At 56.6% G+C, this 20424-nt stretch carries 16 protein-coding genes; 5 read left to right on the forward strand and 11 right to left on the reverse strand.

Translation table 11 applies throughout. The annotated features are described in order from the left end of the window. Positions 1-68: 68 nt before the first annotated feature. From aaeB to aaeX, 3 genes are read right to left on the reverse strand one after another with little or no spacing between them, the layout of a single operon-like run. Positions 69-2036 carry a p-hydroxybenzoic acid efflux pump subunit AaeB gene (gene aaeB / locus ACMGGQ_RS18740; RefSeq protein ID WP_045910132.1) on the reverse strand — a complete coding sequence of 656 codons (1968 nt, stop codon included), beginning with the start codon at positions 2034-2036 and terminating at the stop codon, positions 69-71. A gap of 5 nt (positions 2037-2041) precedes the next feature. Beyond that, positions 2042-2974, reverse strand: a complete 933-nt coding sequence (aaeA, locus tag ACMGGQ_RS18745; protein ID WP_023309394.1) for a p-hydroxybenzoic acid efflux pump subunit AaeA — start codon at positions 2972-2974, stop codon at positions 2042-2044. 7 nt (positions 2975-2981) lie between these two features. Continuing rightward, positions 2982-3185, reverse strand: coding sequence for a p-hydroxybenzoic acid efflux pump operon protein AaeX (gene aaeX / locus ACMGGQ_RS18750; RefSeq protein WP_003860416.1), 204 nt, complete (start codon positions 3183-3185; stop codon positions 2982-2984). Positions 3186-3364: 179 nt separating this feature from the next. Here aaeX and aaeR point away from each other — a divergent pair, with 179 nt between their 5' ends. Together aaeR and ACMGGQ_RS18760 are read left to right on the forward strand one after the other, a co-directional pair. Next, positions 3365-4291, forward strand: coding sequence for an HTH-type transcriptional activator AaeR (gene aaeR, locus ACMGGQ_RS18755; RefSeq protein ID WP_023309395.1), 927 nt, complete (start codon positions 3365-3367; stop codon positions 4289-4291). 219 nt (positions 4292-4510) lie between these two features. Further along, positions 4511-5125, forward strand: a complete 615-nt coding sequence (locus ACMGGQ_RS18760; protein ID WP_023331418.1) for a YagU family protein — start codon at positions 4511-4513, stop codon at positions 5123-5125. A gap of 47 nt (positions 5126-5172) precedes the next feature. Here the strand turns inward: ACMGGQ_RS18760 and tldD are convergent, their stop codons facing one another. The 8 genes from tldD to csrD all read right to left on the reverse strand — a co-directional run bounded on the left by tldD (position 5173) and on the right by csrD (position 17442). Further along, positions 5173-6618 carry a metalloprotease TldD gene (gene tldD, locus ACMGGQ_RS18765; protein WP_045910133.1) on the reverse strand — a complete coding sequence of 482 codons (1446 nt, stop codon included), beginning with the start codon at positions 6616-6618 and terminating at the stop codon, positions 5173-5175. Between the two features lie 84 nt (positions 6619-6702). Beyond that, positions 6703-10506, reverse strand: a complete 3804-nt coding sequence (gene yhdP / locus ACMGGQ_RS18770; protein WP_353144996.1) for an AsmA2 domain-containing protein YhdP — start codon at positions 10504-10506, stop codon at positions 6703-6705. 41 nt (positions 10507-10547) lie between these two features. Beyond that, a complete protein-coding gene (gene rng, locus ACMGGQ_RS18775; RefSeq protein WP_008502847.1) occupies positions 10548-12017 on the reverse strand; it encodes a ribonuclease G in 1470 nt (489 codons plus the stop codon). After that, positions 12007-12600 carry a Maf family protein gene (locus tag ACMGGQ_RS18780; RefSeq protein WP_045910135.1) on the reverse strand — a complete coding sequence of 198 codons (594 nt, stop codon included), beginning with the start codon at positions 12598-12600 and terminating at the stop codon, positions 12007-12009. The genes rng and ACMGGQ_RS18780 overlap by 11 nt, the downstream gene beginning before the upstream one ends. A 9-nt stretch (positions 12601-12609) precedes the next feature. Continuing rightward, positions 12610-13098, reverse strand: coding sequence for a rod shape-determining protein MreD (gene mreD / locus ACMGGQ_RS18785; protein ID WP_023309399.1), 489 nt, complete (start codon positions 13096-13098; stop codon positions 12610-12612). After that, positions 13098-14114 (reverse strand): rod shape-determining protein MreC, encoded by a 1017-nt coding sequence (gene mreC, locus ACMGGQ_RS18790; protein WP_420290393.1) that lies wholly within the window; start codon positions 14112-14114, stop codon positions 13098-13100. The genes mreD and mreC overlap by 1 nt, the downstream gene beginning before the upstream one ends. Before the next feature lie 62 nt (positions 14115-14176). After that, entirely contained in the window at positions 14177-15220 is a 1044-nt protein-coding gene (gene mreB, locus ACMGGQ_RS18795; RefSeq protein WP_000913396.1) for a rod shape-determining protein MreB, read from the reverse strand. A gap of 281 nt (positions 15221-15501) precedes the next feature. After that, positions 15502-17442, reverse strand: a complete 1941-nt coding sequence (gene csrD, locus ACMGGQ_RS18800; protein ID WP_063622563.1) for an RNase E specificity factor CsrD — start codon at positions 17440-17442, stop codon at positions 15502-15504. A gap of 182 nt (positions 17443-17624) precedes the next feature. Here csrD and ACMGGQ_RS18805 point away from each other — a divergent pair, with 182 nt between their 5' ends. The 3 genes from ACMGGQ_RS18805 to msrQ all read left to right on the forward strand — a co-directional run bounded on the left by ACMGGQ_RS18805 (position 17625) and on the right by msrQ (position 20278). Beyond that, entirely contained in the window at positions 17625-18599 is a 975-nt protein-coding gene (locus tag ACMGGQ_RS18805; protein WP_045910137.1) for an MDR family oxidoreductase, read from the forward strand. Between the two features lie 77 nt (positions 18600-18676). Continuing rightward, positions 18677-19678 (forward strand): protein-methionine-sulfoxide reductase catalytic subunit MsrP, encoded by a 1002-nt coding sequence (msrP, locus tag ACMGGQ_RS18810; protein ID WP_045910138.1) that lies wholly within the window; start codon positions 18677-18679, stop codon positions 19676-19678. Further along, on the forward strand, positions 19679-20278 hold the full coding sequence (gene msrQ, locus ACMGGQ_RS18815) for a protein-methionine-sulfoxide reductase heme-binding subunit MsrQ (protein WP_023294685.1): 600 nt from the start codon (positions 19679-19681) through the stop codon (positions 20276-20278). Positions 20279-20424 lie beyond the last annotated feature (146 nt).

Below are 20424 nucleotides of genomic sequence, written 5' to 3' on the forward strand. Positions count from 1 at the left end.
AAGAACGTGCTGGAATAAGTATAGCCACAAAAAAACCGACGCTTTTGGCGTCGGTTTTTTTACTTCGGTCAGCTATCCGTGAGGGCATTCTGGTAGCGATGCAGCATAAACACCAGCCGTCCTACCGGCTCGGTCACCTGAGGCGGCGCTTCCCAGGTTTTAAGCTTCTCCTGGTAGATATCCAGCTCTTCAAGCAGTTGCGTAAAGTAGCGACGTCGTTTGTCATCACTGCTGGCGGAAAGCACGTGGTCAGCGGTACGACGCAGCTGGCGGTGCCAGGCCGACAAATCGTCGTTGATCGGCACCGGTGCGTTACGCAGACGCTGGTGTGCAATGATCATGGTCAGCGCCAGCCGGAACTTGCCGATATCGCCCGGGAACTTGTTCAGCAGTAAAAACAGCTGCTGGTAGAGCGCGGGCAGATGGTTTTCTTTACGGCGCGCGGTGTTGGTTGTCATCGACGACACGGCGGCCGACACAAACTGGTTCAACAGCACGCGGCCCGTTCTTGCCTGCGAATTATCGCGGACCAGCAGAATCACCATCATTGCCAGGAAACAGCCCACCAGCTGACCTAACGCGCTGTCGAGGAACTGGCTGAAATGGAAGGTCATCGGGTTATCGAGCACGATGATGTTAATCGTACTCGCCAGCGCCCCCAGCGATCCCAGACGTCGCTTTTGCACTTCAATGCCGATAAAGAACGCCATTACCGCCAGGCTAATACAGAGCAGCAGCATGCTCTGCTGCGTCGACGGGATGATGACCAGAAAGTAGAGCGCGCCTATCGGCAGGGCGGCAATGGTGCCGTACAGGAAATCGATGGCGACCATACGCGGATTAGGCAGACGCATCGCCAGTGCGGTCACGACGGCAATCATCACCATCGCGCCGCTGCCGGACGTCCAGCCCGTCCACAGCCAGAACAGCGTGCCGAGCATACAGGCAAGCGTCGTACGCCAGAAGTTAACCATCGCGTGATGGCGCTCGGCGGATTCCGCCTTGATCACCACTTCGCCCTGCAGCACCTCTTCTTCCGCCGCGCTGATTTTGGTATTCCCGATCACGCCGCGTTTCAGCAGCAGGTAGCGCGTCGCGGCGCCGACCCAGGTGTAGATGGTTACCGGCGTGTCGCGCTCCCCTGTCCAGGCGATCACCCTGCGCATACGCTTCAGCTGCTTGTGCACGTCCTGCACCGTTTCCACCGGCTCGGCGAACAGTTCGCGGAAGGTATCGGTGACCGCTTCCGGCCGGGTGTTCTGAATCAGATAGGTTTCACATGCCTGGGTAATCAGCGTTAACGAGACCGTATTAAGGGCTTTCAGACGACGGTTAGCGCGGGCCCAGCGTGACGACTCCATATTGAGATTGCTGCGCATCCCCTCCAGCGCCTGCGTGCGGCGAACCAGCCCGCTCCAGGCTTTATCCACCTCTTCGCTGTCGCCGTGCTTGATGCAGAGCTGCATCAGCTGGTACTGAGCGACAATCAGCGCGTCAAGCTCACGGTCGACTTCCTGCTTGATGGAGCGCGGGGAGAACAGCAGGTCCGCGACAATCGCACTCACGATACCAATGACAATTTCGCTGCATCGCTCCACCGCAAACTGCGGAGCCAGCAGCGGCTCGGACTGGATGGTGATGATAATAATCAGCGCGGTATAGCCCGCCAGCCCCCAGGCGTAGGAGTTCTCCACTTTCACCAGAGACGAGATCCAGGTGCAAAAGCCCGCCCAGATACAGCACACCATCAGCATCAACAGCGGCGTGCGGATCATCAGAATAATAATGGTGAGCGCCGCGAAACAGCCGATAAACGTCCCGATGATACGCAGCATCCCGCGATAGCGGATCGCGCCTGAATAGGGTTCCCCACCCGCAGCAAAGGCCGGGCCAGCCGCGACAATCGCAGCCGTCAGCACTGCCCAGCGAGGGGTTTCAAGCTGGAAGTGAAAGCCAACAAACAGCGCCAGCACAATGGCACACGCCAGCTTCACGGCGAAGCGAATGTGCTGGCTGGCGATGGAAAAGATGCCCATAGCGATTAACCAAACTCGCGCAGACGGTGGGCGATTTTACGGAAGAACGAGTCCTGGCTGGCATCCCGATCTTTTTCACCGGTAATCACCACCGTCGCCGTGGTACCCGCAGGCCACAGATTGCCCTGCTGTTCGTCCAGATGGATACGGACCGGCACGCGCTGGGCCAGACGCACCCACTCGAGATTGGAATCCACCGTTGCCATCCCTTTTGCATCGTTCGAGCTGCTGGAGTTAGTCACCCCTGCGGCGACGCTGTCGACGGTACCTTTAAAGACGCGGTTGCTGCCCAGCGGCGTGATTTCTGCCCGGTAGCCCGGACGTACGCCTTCCAGCTTGGTCTCTTCCATATAGGCGAGTACGTAGAAGGAGTTCTGTTTCACCAGCGCCACGGCGGTTGAGCCACGGGTAATAAATTCCCCGGCATAGACGTTAAGGTTGGTCACCCAGCCATCAGACGGTGCGCGGATCACGGTACGCTCCAGATCGAGCTTCGCCAGATCGCGCGTTGCTTGTGCTTTCGCCAGCTGGTGCAGCACGGTTTGCAGCACGTTGTTGGACTGATCAATCTCTTCACGGGACATTGCCTGAACACCAAGCTGGTTACGGCGGCCAGCTTCGCGGCGTTTCTCCGCAGCCAGCGCCTGGTAATAGGCCACGTCCGCTTCCGCCTCTTCCAGTGCTTTCTGGTAACGAGGCTGGTCGATGGTGAACAGAACCTGATCTTTTTTCACCAGTTGGTTATCGTGTACGTTGACCGCCGTGATTAGACCGGCCACGTCAGGGGCGATCGCCACCACATCGGCGCTGAAGCGTGCATCACGCGTCCACGGTGATTCGGTGTAATAGACCCAGGCGCGGAAAATAGCGATGAAGGCGAGGATAACCAGCGCCATGGTGATGGCAGTGCGGGAGATTTTTCTTGTTAGCGTTTTCACATCAACCTCAGACAAACATGCGCGATATCAGGTAGAACAGGCAGCAATACAGCGCGGTATTGAACAATGCAGGGTGCCAGACGAAATCGTAGATCCCGGTAGGGACCAGCACCTTGCGCACCAGCCAGAAGATCGCCAGTGATAAAAGAAGCTCGAAAAATATCGGTGGGAAGGACAAACCGAACACCACGATAACGGGAAACAGACTCATGTTGACCTTGATTAGAGAGAGTGCAGGCTTCAGAATTTTTTAGCGCACGCCATCGCAGGAGAGCAAGAAACGCCGGGCGAGAATGGCGCAGCCGTTATGTAATAAATAATATATTAACGTAACTGTTATGCTGTTATCTATAATATGTGATCTAAATCACTTTTAAGCCAGAGTGAACAATGGAACGTTTAAAACGCATGTCAGTCTTCGCCAAAGTGGTTGAACTGGGCTCCTTTACCGCCGCTGCACGCCAGCTTCAGATGAGCGTCTCATCCATCAGCCAGACGGTGTCTAAACTGGAAGATGAGCTTCAGGTCAAGCTGCTCAACCGCAGTACCCGCAGCATTGGGCTGACGGAAGCGGGCAAAATTTACTATCAGGGCTGTCGCCGTATGCTGCTTGAAGTGCAGGATGTTCACGAACAGCTCTACGCCTTCAACAACACCCCCATCGGCACGCTGCGCATCGGGTGTTCTTCAACTATGGCACAAAATGTTCTCGCTGCCATGACGGCGGATATGCTGAAAGAGTATCCCGGGCTTACCGTTAATCTGGTGACGGGTATCCCGGCGCCGGATCTGATAGCCGACGGTCTGGACGTGGTGATCCGCGTCGGCGCGCTGCAGGATTCCAGCCTGTTCTCGCGTCGGCTGGGCAGCATGCCGATGGTCGTCTGCGCTTCGAAGAGCTATCTGGCCCAGTACGGTGTGCCGGAGAAACCCGCCGACCTCACCAACCACTCGTGGCTGGAGTACAGCGTGCGGCCCGACAATGAATTTGAGCTGATTGCCCCGGAGGGGATCTCCACCCGACTGCTGCCGGAAGGACGGTTTGTCACCAACGATCCGATGACCATTTCGCGCTGGCTGGTAGCCGGCGCCGGGATCGCCTACGTGCCGCTGATGTGGGTGATCAACGAGATCAACAGCGGCGTACTGGAGATCCTCTTCCCGCGCTACCAGTCCGATCCGCGTCCGGTGTACGCCCTGTATACCGAAAAAGACAAGCTTCCGCTGAAAGTCCAGGTATGTATTAACTATCTGACCGAGTATTTTGTGGACGTGGCGGAGCTGTTTCAGGGGATGCGGGGAAGAAGAAAGGAATAATCAATTTATTTCTTAACGCATAGAGGCAATGAATATTCCCAGGATGAATCTCTTGTTGATTCAGGAATATTCCTTCGCCACTATCAGGAATAGAGAATTGACACTGCCGCTACCAGCCCATTACTTTATATGTAGTCTGCTCGTCAGACTGTTATTAATTTGTTGCTGATATGAATAATAAAATGTATTCCGCAGGATGACGTTAAACAAGGAAAAGAAATGAATCTATTTGAACAAACACCGCCTTCACGCAGGCGCTATGGACTCGCCGCGTTCATCGGTTTAATTGCAGGGATTGTCTCCGCGTTTGTCAAATGGGGAGCCGAAGTACCGCTTCCGCCACGCAGCCCCTCCGACTTATTCACCGGCGCATGTGGACCCGAGCAATTAATAAGAGCCGCAAGCCAGATTGACTGTTCCCGCAATTTTTTAAACCCTCCCTATGTATTTTTACGCGACTGGCTGGGCGTTGTTGATCCTAACGCGGCAGTTTATACATTTGCCGGGCATATATTTAACTGGGTCGGCGTGACGCATATTATTTTCTCAATCGTCTTCGCTGTTGGCTATTGTGTCGTGGCTGAAGTCTTCCCGAAAATTAAACTCTGGCAGGGTTTGCTGGCGGGTGCGTTAGCTCAGCTCTTTGTGCATATGATCTCCTTCCCGCTGATGGGGCTGACGCCACCGCTGTTTGAGCTGCCGTGGTATGAACACGTTTCAGAGATCGTAGGCCATCTGGTCTGGTTCTGGTCGATCGAAATTATTCGTCGTGACTTGCGTAACCGCATCACACACGAGCCGGATCCGGAGATACCGCTGGGTAACTTACGTTAAAAAAAAGGCGCTACATCAGTAGCGCCATTTTTTTATGCCGATTCAGGTCAGGCAGTGCCGCCTACCGTCAGGTTGTCCACTTTCAGCGTTGGCTGGCCCACGCCCACCGGCAGGCTCTGGCCCTCTTTACCGCAGACGCCCACGCCGTTATCCAGCTTCAGATCGTTACCGACCATCGAGATCTGCTGCATGGCTTCAATACCGGAGCCAATTAGCGTCGCACCTTTCACCGCTTTGGTCACTTTGCCCTTCTCAATCAGGTACGCTTCTGAGGTAGAGAAGACAAACTTACCGGAGGTGATGTCCACCTGGCCGCCGCCAAAGTTTGGAGCAAAGATACCGTAATCAACGGATTCGATAATCTCCTGCGGCGTGGATTTGCCCGGCAGCATATACGTATTGGTCATGCGCGGCATCGGCAGGTGCGCGTAAGATTCGCGACGTCCGTTGCCCGTCGGCGCGACGCCCATCAGGCGCGCGTTGAGTTTGTCCTGCATGTAGCCTTTCAGCACGCCGTTTTCAATCAGCACATTGTACTGACCTGGTGTACCTTCATCGTCGATAGCCACCGAGCCACGACGATCAAGCATGGTGCCGTCATCCACCACGGTGCACAGCTCAGAGGAGACGAGTTGCCCGATCTGACCGCTGAACACGGACGTCCCGCGACGGTTAAAATCGCCTTCCAGACCGTGGCCCACCGCCTCGTGTAATAGCACGCCCGGCCAGCCGGCACCCAGCACAACCGGAAATGACCCCGCCGGTGCCGCGACGGCATTCAGATTCACCAGCGCCATACGCACGGCTTCTTTTGCCCACGCGTCAGCGCGCGCTTCACCGTCAACGTCGCCCAGGAACCAGTCATAGCCAAAACGACCGCCGCCACCGCTTGAGCCGCGCTCGCGTTTGCCGTCCTCATCGACCTGCACGCTGATGGAGAGACGCACCAGCGGGCGGACATCAGCTGCCAGGGTGCCGTCCGTTGCCGCCACCAGAATCAGTTCATACACACCGCTCAGGCTGGCAGAAACTTCCTGCACGCGTTTATCCGCCGCGCGGGCGACTTTGTCCACGCGACGCAGGATATCCAGCTTCTCTTCACGGCTCATGCTCTGCAGCGGATCGATGCTGGTATAGAGCGCAGAGTGCTGCACTTCTCCCAGCGTTTTCACACGTCCATCACCGGTATCACGCACAATGGTGCGCGCCGCCTGCGCGCTCTGCTCAAGTGCGGCGAGGCTAATCTGATCCGCATAGGCAAAACCGGTTTTCTCGCCGCTGACGGCGCGGACGCCGACGCCCTGGTCAATGTTGTAAGAGCCATCTTTGATGATGCTGTCTTCTAAAACCCAGGATTCGTGATAGCTCGACTGGAAATAAAGGTCGCCGTAGTCGAGACGGCGTTCGGTCAGTTGACCAAGAATGGAGAACAGGTCCTGATGGCTCAGGCCGTTCGCTGCGAGCAAATGTTCACTTACCAGGTTCAGACTCATCGTATTGCTACTCGTTCGTTGCCGCCCGTGGCGGTATAAAGATCGTATTTATTGAGAGTGAGGCAATTACCTGCCCACGTCAAATCATTGCTGTGCATCTTTGCGCGGCTGGCGCAGCACCTCGTTAATCTGCGGTTTATCGATCGGACCGGTAATGCGGTAGCGCAGAATGGAGACCTTGCTCCACAGCGGCCCCAGCACTTTGCTGGCGGCAAACACCGCCGCACCGACAATCGGGTTCACCACAAAGGCCGCCGCAACGCCCACGCTCGCGGAAATTTCCGGTGCCACCACGGCTTCCATATCCAGCTCGCGGCGCACGAGGTTAACGGAGCCTTTCATGGCAATGTCCGCTTCCAGGCCATCCACCAGCGTATCGTCCGTATGCAGAACGCCGTCCTTGATCCACGCCGTACTGCGGATGGAATCGTAGTAGAACCCTTCGCTGAAGGTATCGCTGAAATCGAAGCGCAGCTTGCGCAGCAGCGCATCAAAGCTGAGGAGGCGCAGGATCTGGCCGGCGCGCCCCGTGCTCACGTCGGCGATCTCACCTTTGCCGAAGTGGGTTTTCAGAATGCCGTTCAGCGAGGCCTCATCCGGCTTCCACGGTGCGTCGCGCCAGTGAAGATCGTAATTAACGTCAAATGATGAACCGCGCAGCGGCGTGCTGATGCCAAAGAAATTGGCTGCTGCATCCAGTTTGTTGCCTTTAATGTCGCCCTTGAGGGACGTCCGCTGCTCGCCCGGATTATTCACCCATTCCCCGCCCGCCGTCATGCGGCCGAAGCCGGTATCAACCAGGCCGCCCGAGAGCGTAAGCGTGTTTCCCTGGATGGCAAAATCACCGTCGATGCGGCCATATTTCTGCCCCCACAGCCAGCACTCTGCACAGCGCAGCTGGAGATCGGGCCAGCCGCTAAAATCGACGCGGGAGATTTGACTCAGCGGCGACGTCGCAGCCGGTTTGTCTTTCCCGCTCGCGGTGCTTGCCGGGTTGTAGTAGAGGTAGCGGATCGCCGCCTGCCACGGCGCGTGATTGCGCATGGTCAGCGTACCGTTGATCTCTCTGCCCTGGGCTTCCACCTTCGTACCGTTAGCGCCAGGCTGTGAGACAATGCTCAGGTTGTTCCACTGCTGCCCGCCGAGCATTAGCGACGGCGTGCGTACGGTAATGGCTTGCGGGAACTGGGCGGTTTCATCGACGTTTTGCCCAACGCCTTTCTGGAACAGCGCCAGCCACTCTGCACCGTCCATCGGCGGAAGATTCAGCTCAATGCCCGCCTGCTCCGGCAGCGGTGGCGTGGAGCGGCTATCCGTCGTCCAGATGGCTTTGTCGAGGGTGAGCTTGCGGTTAAGCAACCAGCGGCTGTTGAAGTGGTTCGTCCCGCCCGCGCTGCCGGTCAGCGCGAAGCTGTTCAGGTTGCCATCCACGTTCAGCTTCACCGGCAGCGGCTGTCCAGCCTGTTTATCCAGCGGCGCAGGCAGCTGGCTGTGAAGGTTTTTCAGATCGCCCGTGATGTCGACCTTGTACTGCGCGCCCGCGTGATAAGGCAGGTCTATTGCCACTTTACCTTTCCAGGCGACCGCGCCCTCCACGGACGCCTCAATCGGCTTCGGCAGGACGTCCATTCGCGCTGGCTGCCAGTTGCCGTCGAGATTGACGGCCACCTGATACGCCTTTTCACCCTCTGTGGTCGTGAAGTCGATATTCACGGGCTGATTAAACCAGCTGGCGGTAAGCGGCTCGCTCTTCAGGTTACCGTTCTCAAAGCTGAACTGCCCGCTGAGATTTTTCAGGGTGCTCTCAAGGGGTTTGATGTACAGACTGTTGTTCTTCAGACGGACGTCGCCTTTCGCGGTGGTCATCTCACCGTCCAGCGGGATATCAAGATGTAAGCGAGCATTCACATCACCATCAAGCTGGAGCTGCTGAAGCGTCGCGGCCAGCGACTCTTTCAGAGGGGTCTCCTCAAAGTACGGTCCCACCGCCTTGCCGGGACCGTTGATGTCGGCATCAATCAGCAGCTTCTCTTTTGAGTAGTCCGGAATGTTGGCCGTCAGGTTGCTGGCCGTCACGCCGCCCAGCGCCACGCTGTCGGACTTCATCCACAGGCCGTCATTAAGGAAATTAAGTTCGATATCCAGGTTTTTCAGCGCGGGCCAGCCCGGCTGGAACGCGAAGGTGGCGTCATGCAGCGGCACCAGAACCTGGAACTGACCTTCATTATGTTTATACGGGAACAGATGGGGATTACCGCCGTAAACCAGCGTGGCATTATCCGCCTGACCGCCCTGAATCGCACCGCTCAGATAGTCTACCAGCGCTTTCCCCATCAGGTTTTCCGGGAAATAGCGCCAGGCCTGGGAGCCGTCATCGGTACTGATCCCGGCCAGAATCCCCAGCCACGGCTCATCCCCTTCAGGCTGCAAATAGCGGAAATCGCCGCGCGCATGCACCGCTTTCGCTTTGACGTCGATATGCCGGCCATCGAGCTGGAAACCCTTGTCGTTACGGAGCCAGTTAAGCACTGCGTTGCCCTGTTCGATTTCCAGCGGCGCGCGGAAGACCGTCTCGTAAGGCATTTTGGCGTCGTGCATATCAACCGTCAGCCTGCCGTTCTCCACGCTGCCTTCCAGCTTGCCGCTAAAGTGCTCCGCCCCCGGCAACAGCTTCCACTGCTTCCAGGCAAGATCTTTCCATGTCGCCTGGAAACGGGTTTTTTCCGTCGCCTGAAGCGGGATATCCAGCGCCAGAGAATCAATCTTTCCGCTCGGCTGCGTAGCCAGCCAGATCTCGCCCAGATCAGGAGATAGCTTTGCCGCCATCGAGCGCAGCCCTTCAATAGCGGCCAAATCCAGGTTACTGGCACGGATACGCAGCTCGTCGCTGCGTTTACTGGCCGTGCCGCCAACGTCCTGCTCCGGCATCCAGGCCAGCGTCAGCGCACCGCGCGGCCACGGCTTGCCGTCCATCGTGATGCGCGTATCGGGAATGGCAAACTGCCAGCCCTCTTTCTCCTGCGTCACGTGCGCGGTGAGGTTATCGACGGAAAGCTGATGCTGCTGGTTTTCACCTTTCCAGCTCGCGCCTCCCTGCTTGAGCCAGATATCGCCGCTGGCAAATTCGCCTTTCGTCAGGGTCAACCAGCCTTCAAGACTGAAGCGGGCCGTTTCCAGCTGCATATTTTGCTGGAGCCAGTCGCCCAGCCACGGCTTGACGTCCACATCGTCGGCCTGCAGCCAGACTTTGCCGTTATTTAACAGGCCGTCATCGTCGCGCAGATCCATGCGCACCTGCATCACGCCGTGCTGGCCGTTCAGGCTTGAGAGATTGACCTGCCCCTCGGCGCGGTGCCGATCCTTACCGTTGAGCCAGGTCAGCTGCGGGATCGCCAGCTCGGCGCGCTGGCCGGAAAGGGTAATAAAGCTCACTTCGCTGTCGCGCAGATCGAAATGATCGAACTGGCGGAGGAAAAGATCGCTGAAGCGGTTGGCTTCAAGACCCTGACCGCTATCGCCGCCAGACAGCGGCGTATTGGTCAGGAACTGGAGCTGATAAAAGGTGAGATCGCGAAACTGCCAGCGCAGATGCAGCAGGCTTTGCCAGACGTCCAGCGCCAGGGTCACGCGTTTGATTTTCAGGTAGCCGCCATCTTTCAGGCTGGCGTTGATATCCCGGACATCGAGCGTCGGGCCAAAATTCTGCCAGTTAGCGCTGACCTGGCTGACGTTCACCGGCACGCCGGTGGTGGATTCGATTTTCGCCAGCAGCTGCGGACGCCAGCTGTCCAGATGCGGTAAAACGAGGCGTAGCCCGCTCACGAGCAACGCGACAATCACGACCAGCGTTGCCCCTGTAAGCAATAAAATCCCCGGCAATCGCCTCACGCATCTCTCCTTGTCAGCATTCGTCACGCAGCGTACTGCGCTTACATCATCACGACGTCAAACTGCTCCTGGTTATAGAGCGGTTCAATTTGTACTTTTACCTGTTTGCCGACAAAGATTTCCACTTCCGCCAGCGCGTGTGACTCTTCGCCTTTCAGCGCTTCAGCCACCGCAGGGGAAGCATAGACCAGAAAACGGTCGGAGTCGTAGGCATGATGCACACGCACAATTTCACGCATGATCTCGTAGCAGACGGTCTCAACCGTCTTTACCGTTCCGCGTCCATGGCAGGTTGGGCATTCATTACACAGCACATGCTCCACGCTCTCGCGGGTACGCTTACGCGTCATTTCCACCAGCCCCAGCTGTGAGAAGCCGTTGATGCTGGTTTTCACACGATCTTTACTCAGGGCCTGCTCAAGCGAGTGCAGCACGCGGCGACGATGGTCTTCATTACTCATATCGATGAAGTCGATGATGATAATGCCGCCCAGATTGCGCAGACGAAGCTGGCGCGCAATCGCCTGCGTGGCTTCGATGTTGGTGTTGAAGATGGTGTCATCGAGATTGCGATGGCCGACGAACGCACCGGTGTTGATATCGACGGTGGTCATCGCTTCGGTCTGATCGATGATCAGATAACCGCCGGACTTCAGCTCAACCTTACGCTCCAGAGCACGCTGGATCTCGTTTTCAACATCATAGAGATCGAAGATCGGCTGACGCCCGGTGTAGTGCTCCAGCAGGCCTGGCATCTCCGGGATATATTCGGCGGTAAACTCCAGCAACGCTTCATACGTCAGGCGAGAGTCCACGCGGATGCGGTCGAGCTGCGCGTCGGCAAAGTCACGCAGAACGCGCTGCGCCAGCGCCAGCTCACCATAGAGCTGATAGCGGGTCTGGTTGCGTTTTTTACGCTCCATCACTTTTGTCCAGACGCGCTTCAGGTAAGCCGCATCCGACGCCAGGTCTTCCTCGCTGATCCCCTCCGCGGCGGTACGGATGATAAATCCGCCCTGTTCATCGCAGTAGGCGCTGACCACTTTTTTCAGACGCTCGCGCTCGCTTTCGCTCTCAATACGCTGTGAGACGCCCACGTGCGACGCGCCGGGCATAAAGACCAGATAGCGGGAAGGTAAGGTGATATCGGTGGTCAGACGGGCGCCTTTGGTGCCGAGGGGATCTTTCACCACCTGCACCATCAGATCCTGTCCCTGACGCACCAGTTCAGAAATATCGCGCACGGCAAACTGCTTTTGCTCTTCGCCCGCGACGCACTCGGTGTGCGGCATGATATCGGAGGCATGTAAAAATGCCGCCTTATCGAGTCCAATATCTACAAAAGCCGCCTGCATACCCGGTAGTACACGACTGACACGACCTTTGTAGATATTGCCTACTATTCCGCGCCGCGCTTCACGCTCAATATGAATTTCCTGAAGAATGCCACCATCAATATAGGCCACACGGGTTTCCGATGGCGTTACGTTTACCAACAATTCAGCCGTCATAATTATCCCTTCCCTCACGCAGTGAGTTAAAATTGCTCAGCAACTCATACGTTTCCACCAGCGGTAAGCCGACTACGGCGTGATAGCTGCCATGAATCTTCCTGACAAAACAGCCACCCAGCCCCTGAATACCGTATGCACCTGCTTTATCCATCGGTTCACCGCTGGCAATATAAGCGGCGATGTCGTCGTCGGTAAGTACTCTGAAGGTCACTTCCGTCACCACCAGGCAGTCCAGCACGTGCTGGCGATCGGCCAGCGCGACGGCCGTCATCACCTGATGCGTTTGTCCGGACAGCTTGCGCAGCATGCGCGCTGCATGATCGGCGTCGTGCGGTTTCTCCAGCACTTCACCGTTCAGGATAACGATGGTATCTGCCCCCAGCACAGGGAGATCGCGTGGCACACTGGCCACGCCCGCCTGCGCTTTCTCACGCGCCAGACGTGACACGTACTGTTGAGCACTTTCGCCCTCAGCACGTTTTTCTTCAATGCCGGTCACGATGCGTTCAAAAGAGACCCCTAGCTGCGTCAGGAGTTCCTGACGGCGCGGGGAGCCGGAAGCGAGATACAAAGACGTCATAGAAACCTTTTATTGCACAGCAAACTGCTGGCGAACCTTACGCATCAGCAGGAACAGCCATGGCCAGAGCACACCGTTTACTACACTACTCCAGAACACTTCCGGTCGGAAAGAGACGTTGATCACTAAAAACTCTGCCCAGAAAACAACGATATCCGCAGCGAGCGACAACAACATCACAACCAGGGCCTGTTGCCAGAGCGCAAGGTTACGGAAGAGCTGGAATTTGAGTGCGACGAGGTACGCAATAATGCTCATGGACAAGGCGCGTACGCCAAGCGTTGAGCCGCTAATGAGATCCAGTATGGCACCCATCACAAAACCTGTGCCGACATTTACGCGATGCGGCAGGGCAAGGATCCAGTAGAGCAAAATGAGCAATACCCAGTTTGGCCGGAAAACGAGAATGTCATCCGGCCAGGGCATCACTTGCAGCAACAGTGCAATGAGAAACGAGAGCCAGATGACCCAGCGTCCCTGGCTACGATAGCTTGCCACTACTGCCCTCCCGAAGTGAGTTTAGGCGGTGGCGGCGCATCCGGCAGCGGCTGCGTTAACCCGGTTGCCGGCGCCGGGACTGGCGCAGGCGGCCCCATGGAGTCCGCAGGCGGGAGAACCTGCGGCATCATCTGCATCAGGCGTTCATTTGCCACACGATGCACCTCTTCAGGCGTCATCGGGTTAGCCCCGTTACGATCGGCGCCCCACAGCAGCAGCAGATAGCGCAGACGCTGCAAACCGGCGGTTGGACGCGCCTGAATCACGGTATAGGCACGCTGCGTATCCAGCTTCACCGAAGAGACCACCGCAACCGGATAGCCTTCAGGGAAGCGGCCACCCAGACCGGAGGTCACCAGCACGTCGCCCACGCGGATATCCGTGTTGGCTGGCAGGTGTTCCAGCTGCAGGTCATCCGTACAGCCATTCCCGGCCGCAATCACGCGGATGTCGTTGCGCAGTACCTGGATCGGCAGCGCATGCGTGGCATCACAAATCAGCAACACGCGGCTGGTCAGTTTGGCCACGGCAACCACCTGGCCCACGACGCCTTTATCACTGATAACAGGCTGACCTTCATACACCCCGTTCACGCTCCCTTTGTCGATCACAACCTGATCGCTGTAAGGGTCGTTCACGGTGGAGATCACCTGAGTGACCATTTTCTGCTCATCCTGACGCAGCGGCGAGCCGAGCAGTTCACGCAGACGCGCATTTTCCTGCTTGTATTGCCCCAGCATTAGCAGTTCACTGTTTTTCAGCAACAGTTCCTGACGTAATGCCCGGTTTTCGAGTTCGAGTTGGTCACGTGAAGACAGCGTTTGAGAAACGGAGTCGAGCAGTTCACGGGGACCATTGGATATAAAGTAGAAAGGACTGACGGCGGTATCCATGTACGTTCGGATCTGGCTGAACGTACCGAGGCGGCTATCGGCAATAATGACCCCAAGCGCAACCAGAACCGCCAGAATGAGGCGAAACTGTAGCGATGGGCCACGGCTAAAAATTGGCTTCATAGGCTATGCGTATTCTCGCGTCAGAGAGAAAGGGTAGCAAATTGCTACCCTCTCAAACTCGACTACTCTTCGCTGAACAAATCGCCGCCGTGCATGTCGATCATTTCCAGCGCCTTGCCACCACCACGGGCGACGCAAGTCAGTGGATCTTCTGCAACTACGACAGGAATACCTGTCTCTTCCATTAACAGGCGGTCGAGGTTACGCAGCAGCGCACCACCACCGGTCAGAACCATACCGCGCTCGGAGATATCGGACGCCAGCTCTGGTGGGCACTGTTCCAGCGCGACCATTACCGCGCTCACGATACCCGTCAGTGGTTCCTGCAGTGCTTCCAGAATTTCGTTGGAGTTCAGGGTGAAACCGCGTGGCACACCTTCAGCCAGGTTACGGCCACGTACTTCGATCTCACGCACTTCATCGCCCGGATACGCAGAGCCGATTTCGTGTTTGATACGCTCTGCGGTGGCTTCACCGATCAGAGAGCCGTAGTTACGGCGTACATAATTAATGATGGCTTCGTCGAAGCGGTCACCACCGATACGTACGGAAGAGGAGTACACCACGCCATTCAGAGAGATAACGGCCACTTCAGTGGTACCACCACCGATATCCACCACCATGGAACCGGTCGCTTCAGACACAGGCAGACCTGCACCGATTGCCGCCGCCATTGGCTCTTCAATCAGGAACACTTCACGCGCACCAGCACCCTGGGCAGATTCACGAATTGCGCGACGCTCTACCTGGGTTGCGCCAACCGGCACACACACCAGAACACGCGGGCTTGGACGCATGAAGCTGTTGCTGTGAACCTGCTTGATGAAGTGCTGAAGCATTTTTTCAGTCACGAAGAAGTCGGCGATAACGCCGTCTTTCATTGGGCGAATAGCGGCGATGTTGCCAGGGGTACGACCCAGCATCTGCTTCGCGTCATGACCCACAGCGGCCACGCTTTTCGGCGAGCCTGCACGATCCTGACGAATGGCCACAACGGAAGGCTCATTCAATACGATGCCTTGTCCTTTTACATAAATAAGGGTATTCGCAGTACCCAGGTCAATGGACAGGTCATTGGAAAACATGCCACGAAATTTTTTCAACATACTAAGGGATAATCCTGAAAGCTGGGGCGGAAAACAAAATCCGCTTACTTTACCAACCACACGCAGCAGCGACAAGGCGCAAAAATCATCTGCAACGGTGAAAATTTGTGCAGTACGTTTCCTGATGTTACAAAATCATCCCCTGACTCCCTCAGGGCTGAGTAAACAGTAGCGTTCCCCACTGACGTTTGTAACCCGTTAAGGTCGTTCACTGGCTTTTTGCTCGACATACTCAAAGCTACAGGCGCGATATTCTACGTGAAAACAGCGTAAACGGCAGGTCAAACAGAGTATCTTTGCAAATATTTTTTCACGTTGGTGTCAAGCGGTTGAGAGGCAGCAAAAAAATCCCCCTGACCACCCATGACACCGCGCTCTGTTAACATCTGCCATTCCCCTCTGGAGCGCACGCCCGTAGCAAATACTTGTGTTCGCGTTCCCTTGCATGCTTCTACCAGACTCTGTACCAGCAGCTGGTTTTCCGTACGCTTCTCAATATTCCTTACCAGCCCTGGATGTAGCTTTAATAACTCCACATCCAGCGCCTTAATCCAGTCGGTACTGACCAGCGTTAAACCTGCCTGCGTCACCGCGACACGCGCACCGAGCGCATTGATCAAACGTACCACCGGACGTAACCGGCTGATGTGTTGACCTACATCGGCCTCAGCAAGTTCAAAAATAATGTGTTTGCGTTGCGATTTTTCGCATTGCATTAATGTATCACGTAGCCAGCGCTGAAAACGTGGGCGTATTAACGACTCCACGGTGACCTGCAGCGCCAGGCTCTCTTCCGGCCAGAAAGATAAAAACGGAATTAACCGGGTAATTTGCTGGCGGTCATACTCTTCGGACAGACCAAATTGCAGGACCATTGGCAGATATTCCGCCGAGATAACCTCTTCCGTACCGTCAAAAATACGGCACATCAGTTCACGGTGGTGAACGTTGCCGTTTTTCATGACCGCGGGTTTTTGATAAATACGCGGTCCGCCGCGGCTCAGCATTTGCTCAATCAGCGTTCGCCAGCGCACGTTACCGCGCCCTTTTTCCGGCAGGGAGTCATCATACACCGCCCATCCGTTCGCGCCCTGCAACACGGCGTTGCGGGTGGCCGCTTCCGCATGTTCCATCACCTGTTCTGTCGATTGCCCGCCACGCCAGGCGCAGATCCCCATGTGGACCATATCGTCCCTGTCGAGCATTTTGCTCTGCGGCAGCGCATCCACCGCCTTCAGCAACTGGCTGGCGATGCTTTCCGACTCTTTCAGCGTTCGGTGCGGCAGCAACACGGCAAAGTCGCTGCGGTGATAGCGGGCCAGCAGCGCACCCGGGTAGCGCATAATAAAGGTGGAGAGCAGGTTGATCAGCGTAAAGAGATTTTCTTCCGCGGCCCGCTGTCCCCAGGTATCGCGCAGGAGATCAAAGTCAGGCAGGCGAATCATCATCACCACCCCGTGCGTCCCCACTTTTTCCGAATCGTCGAGCAGCGTGGCGAGTTGATTATCAAAGAAGAGGCGGTTGTTCAGGCCAGTTTTATTATCCTGGGCGGCATAGGAGCGGATCAGCGAATCCATACGGCTGCGCTGGTCGCTGGCAAACTGGATTTCCGAGAGCAGCGTATCCAGCGCGCTGCTGGCGCGTGACGGCCATTCGTGGACGGAACCACGCACCTGCGGGCCGCGCTCACCGTTAAGGATCCGCACGGAGCGCATCTCCAGCAGCTCCTGTCCGGAGAGCTGGCGGCGCAGCCAGCGGACCGCGAGAAAGATCAGCAGGACGATAAACGCCACCGCCACGGTGAGCGGCGCGGTGGTCATCATGGAACGGAAATAGCTGGCCATCGGATCGAGGTAGACCATGTGGATGGTCATCCCCGGATTTTTCAGGGAATGCACCGTCACTTCCCGGTACTGGCTCACCACGCCCGCAGGCCGATAACCTCCCGGCCGTTCATGGCTTAACACACGATGCTTTCCCTGCTGAATGTCGATTTGAACAATATCAACAGGTACCATCAACTCATCGAGCTCACGGGTGAGCGCCGGTAGCGGCGTCGTCAGCAGACGCGTATCAATCACCGACGCGACGGACTGCACCCGGTTGACCAGTTTGTCCTGAATGGCGTTGTAAAAGCTCAGAGAGCAGCCCAGAAGGGTGACAAAAATGGTAAGCCCCGTCAGCAAAGTGATAAAAGCTGAGAATTTCGTCGTTAATCGCATCCTTGAGATTACTCCGTGGGTTGATGGGGTAGCGAGTAAGCGCTAACTTGCATTTCGAATGCGGCATACTACCAAATCGGGTGTATCTGGCAATTTATTGCGTTAAATCGGCACTGCGTTTCCCTGAGCGAGTATAGTCTTCAGAAATTATTTTCCAATCATATGAGTCGAGAGGACCCCGTATGCAGGCTTTGATCTTAGAACAGCAGGACGGCAAAACGCTTGCCTCAGTGCAGGCGGTAGAAGAGAGTCGCCTGCCGGAAGGCGAAGTAACCGTCGACATCGACTGGTCCAGTTTAAATTATAAAGATGCGCTGGCGATCACCGGTAAGGGTAAAATCATCCGAAATTTCCCTATGGTGCCGGGTATTGATTTTGCGGGCCGGGTTCATACCAGCGAGGATCCGCGCTTCCACCCGGGCCAGCAGGTGCTGCTCACCGGCTGGGGCGTAGGTGAAAATCACTGGGGCGGGCTGGCCACGCAGGCGCGCGTGAAGGGCGACTGGCTGGTGCCGATGCCGAAAGGCATGGATGGCCGCAAAGCGATGATCGTCGGCACGGCAGGCTTTACCGCGATGCTGTGCGTAATGGCGCTGGAAGAGGCGGGTATCCGCCCTGAATCGGGCGAAATTGTCGTCACTGGTGCCAGCGGGGGCGTGGGGAGCACGGCAGTGACGTTACTGCACAAACTGGGCTATCAGGTCGCGGCGGTTTCCGGTCGTGAAAGCACCCACGATTACCTGCGCCAGCTCGGTGCAAACCGCATTCTCAGCCGTGACGAATTCGCTGAAACCCGTCCGCTGGAAAAACAGGTCTGGGCAGGCGCGGTAGATACCGTCGGTGATAAGGTACTGGCAAAAGTCCTGGCGCAGATGAACTACGGCGGCTGCGTGGCTGCCTGCGGACTGGCGGGCGGATTTGCCCTGCCCACCACCGTGATGCCATTTATTTTGCGTAACGTCCGCCTGCAGGGTGTGGATTCCGTGATGACTCCAGCGGCTCGCCGTACGCAGGCATGGGAACGTCTGGTACGCGACCTGCCGGAATCCTTCTACACTCAGAGCGCCACGGAGATCACGCTCAGCCAGGCACCGGAGTATGCCAGTAAGATCATGGACAATCAGTTCCACGGTCGAGCGCTGGTGAAAATCGCCTAATCTTCAAATTTTCGTGACATATTCGCGCGAATCCCTCTCCTCCGTCATGCTTAGGAAAACGCATGACGGAGGATGCCATGAAAAACCGAAAACTGACGGAAGCCGACGTAACGTCTGAGTCTGTCTTTATGTTACAGCGCCGCCAGATCCTGAAAATGCTTGGCATCAGCGCCACCGCGCTCTCGCTCTCGCCGGCAGCACACGCCGACCTGCTCGACTGGTTTAAAGGCAACGATCGGCCGAAGGCCCCTTCCGGCGCCCCGCTCACCTTTACGAAACCCGCCCAATGGCAGAACAAACTCGCGCTTACGCCAGAAGATAAAGTCACCGGCTACAACAACTTCTACGAATTTGGTCTCGACAAGGCCGATCCTGCCGCCAACGCCGGTAGCCTCAAAACCGATCCGTGGACGCTGAAGATTGATGGCGAAGTGGCGAAACCTCTGACGCTGGATCATCACGATCTGACCACCCGTTTCCCGCTCGAAGAGCGTATCTACCGTATGCGCTGTGTGGAAGCCTGGTCGATGGTGGTGCCCTGGATTGGCTTCCCGCTGCATAAATTACTGGCGATGGTTGAGCCCACCAGCAACGCAAAATATGTCGCCTTCCAGACGCGCTATGCGCCGGACGAGATGCCTGGACAAAAAGACCGGTTTATTGGCGGCGGGCTTGAGTATCCGTATGTGGAAGGGTTACGCCTCGATGAGGCGATGCACCCGCTTACCCTGCTGACCGTCGGCGTGTACGGCAAGGCGCTTCCGCCGCAGAACGGTGCCCCCATTCGTTTAACCGTACCGTGGAAATACGGTTTCAAAGGAATTAAGTCCATCGTCAGCATTAAGCTCACCCGCGAGCGCCCGCCAACCACCTGGAATCTGGCGGCCCCGGACGAATACGGTTTCTTCGCCAACGTGAACCCGCATGTGGATCACCCGCGCTGGTCGCAGGCGACCGAGCGGTTTATCGGTTCCGGCGGTGCGCTGGACGTAAAGCGTCAGCCCACGCTGCTGTTTAACGGTTATGCGGATGAAGTGGCCTCGCTGTACCGTGGCCTCAATTTACGGGAGAACTTCTGAGTGCGTTTAACAGCAAAACAGATTACCTGGCTGAAAGTGCTTCTGCATCTGGCCGGGCTGCTTCCTTTTATATGGCTGTTCTGGGCCGCCAGCCAGGGGCTCTTTAGCGCCGATCCGGCCAAGGATATCCAGCATTTTACCGGTCGGATGGCTCTGAAATTTTTGCTGGCCACCTTGCTCGTCTCGCCGCTGGCGCGCTACGCTAAACAGCCACTATTGATACGCACCCGTCGGTTGTTAGGGCTATGGTGTTTTGCCTGGGCGACGCTGCATCTCACCAGCTATGCCCTGCTGGAGTTGGGAATTAACAATCTGACACTGCTTGGCCGCGAACTGGTGACACGCCCTTATCTGACGCTGGGTATTGTGAGCTGGGTGATTTTACTGGCGTTAGCGCTGACCTCCACGCAATATGCACAGCGAAAACTGGGCAGGCGCTGGCAGCTGCTGCACAACTTCGTCTATCTTGTCGCGATCCTCGCTCCCATTCATTACCTGTGGTCGGTGAAGATCCTCTCCCCGCAGCCGGTCCTGTACGCACTGGCCGCCGTGGCGCTTTTAGCATGGCGTTACAAGAAGTTCCGCCAGTGGTTGCGATAGTGCGCGAAACTGTGCGTTTTCCCGCATATTCCCCGTCAACCGCAAATCTTTTTCGGATAGCGGTTGATAATCTTCCCTGATAAGACCAGTATTTAGCTGCTAAATGCTACGAAATCGTTATAATGTGCGACCTTGGTTCGCCTGAC

This window comes from Enterobacter sp. BNK-13, assembly GCF_048685015.1.
Taxonomy (GTDB): Bacteria; Pseudomonadota; Gammaproteobacteria; order Enterobacterales; family Enterobacteriaceae; genus Enterobacter; species Enterobacter quasiroggenkampii.

Bases quoted from the DNA above. Each gene is read 5' to 3' on its own strand.
- aaeB (WP_045910132.1), bottom strand. From the start codon at position 2,036: ATGGGCATCTTTTCCATCGCCAGCCAGCACATTCGCTTCGCCGTGAAG.
- aaeX (WP_003860416.1), bottom strand. From the start codon at position 3,185: ATGAGTCTGTTTCCCGTTATCGTGGTGTTCGGTTTGTCCTTCCCACCG.
- aaeR (WP_023309395.1), top strand. From the start codon at position 3,365: ATGGAACGTTTAAAACGCATGTCAGTCTTCGCCAAAGTGGTTGAACTG.
- ACMGGQ_RS18760 (WP_023331418.1), top strand. From the start codon at position 4,511: ATGAATCTATTTGAACAAACACCGCCTTCACGCAGGCGCTATGGACTC.
- tldD (WP_045910133.1), bottom strand. From the start codon at position 6,618: ATGAGTCTGAACCTGGTAAGTGAACATTTGCTCGCAGCGAACGGCCTG.
- rng (WP_008502847.1), bottom strand. From the start codon at position 12,017: ATGACGGCTGAATTGTTGGTAAACGTAACGCCATCGGAAACCCGTGTG.
- ACMGGQ_RS18780 (WP_045910135.1), bottom strand. From the start codon at position 12,600: ATGACGTCTTTGTATCTCGCTTCCGGCTCCCCGCGCCGTCAGGAACTC.
- mreC (WP_420290393.1), bottom strand. From the start codon at position 14,114: ATGAAGCCAATTTTTAGCCGTGGCCCATCGCTACAGTTTCGCCTCATT.
- mreB (WP_000913396.1), bottom strand. From the start codon at position 15,220: ATGTTGAAAAAATTTCGTGGCATGTTTTCCAATGACCTGTCCATTGAC.
- csrD (WP_063622563.1), bottom strand. From the start codon at position 17,442: ATGCGATTAACGACGAAATTCTCAGCTTTTATCACTTTGCTGACGGGG.
- ACMGGQ_RS18805 (WP_045910137.1), top strand. From the start codon at position 17,625: ATGCAGGCTTTGATCTTAGAACAGCAGGACGGCAAAACGCTTGCCTCA.
- msrP (WP_045910138.1), top strand. From the start codon at position 18,677: ATGAAAAACCGAAAACTGACGGAAGCCGACGTAACGTCTGAGTCTGTC.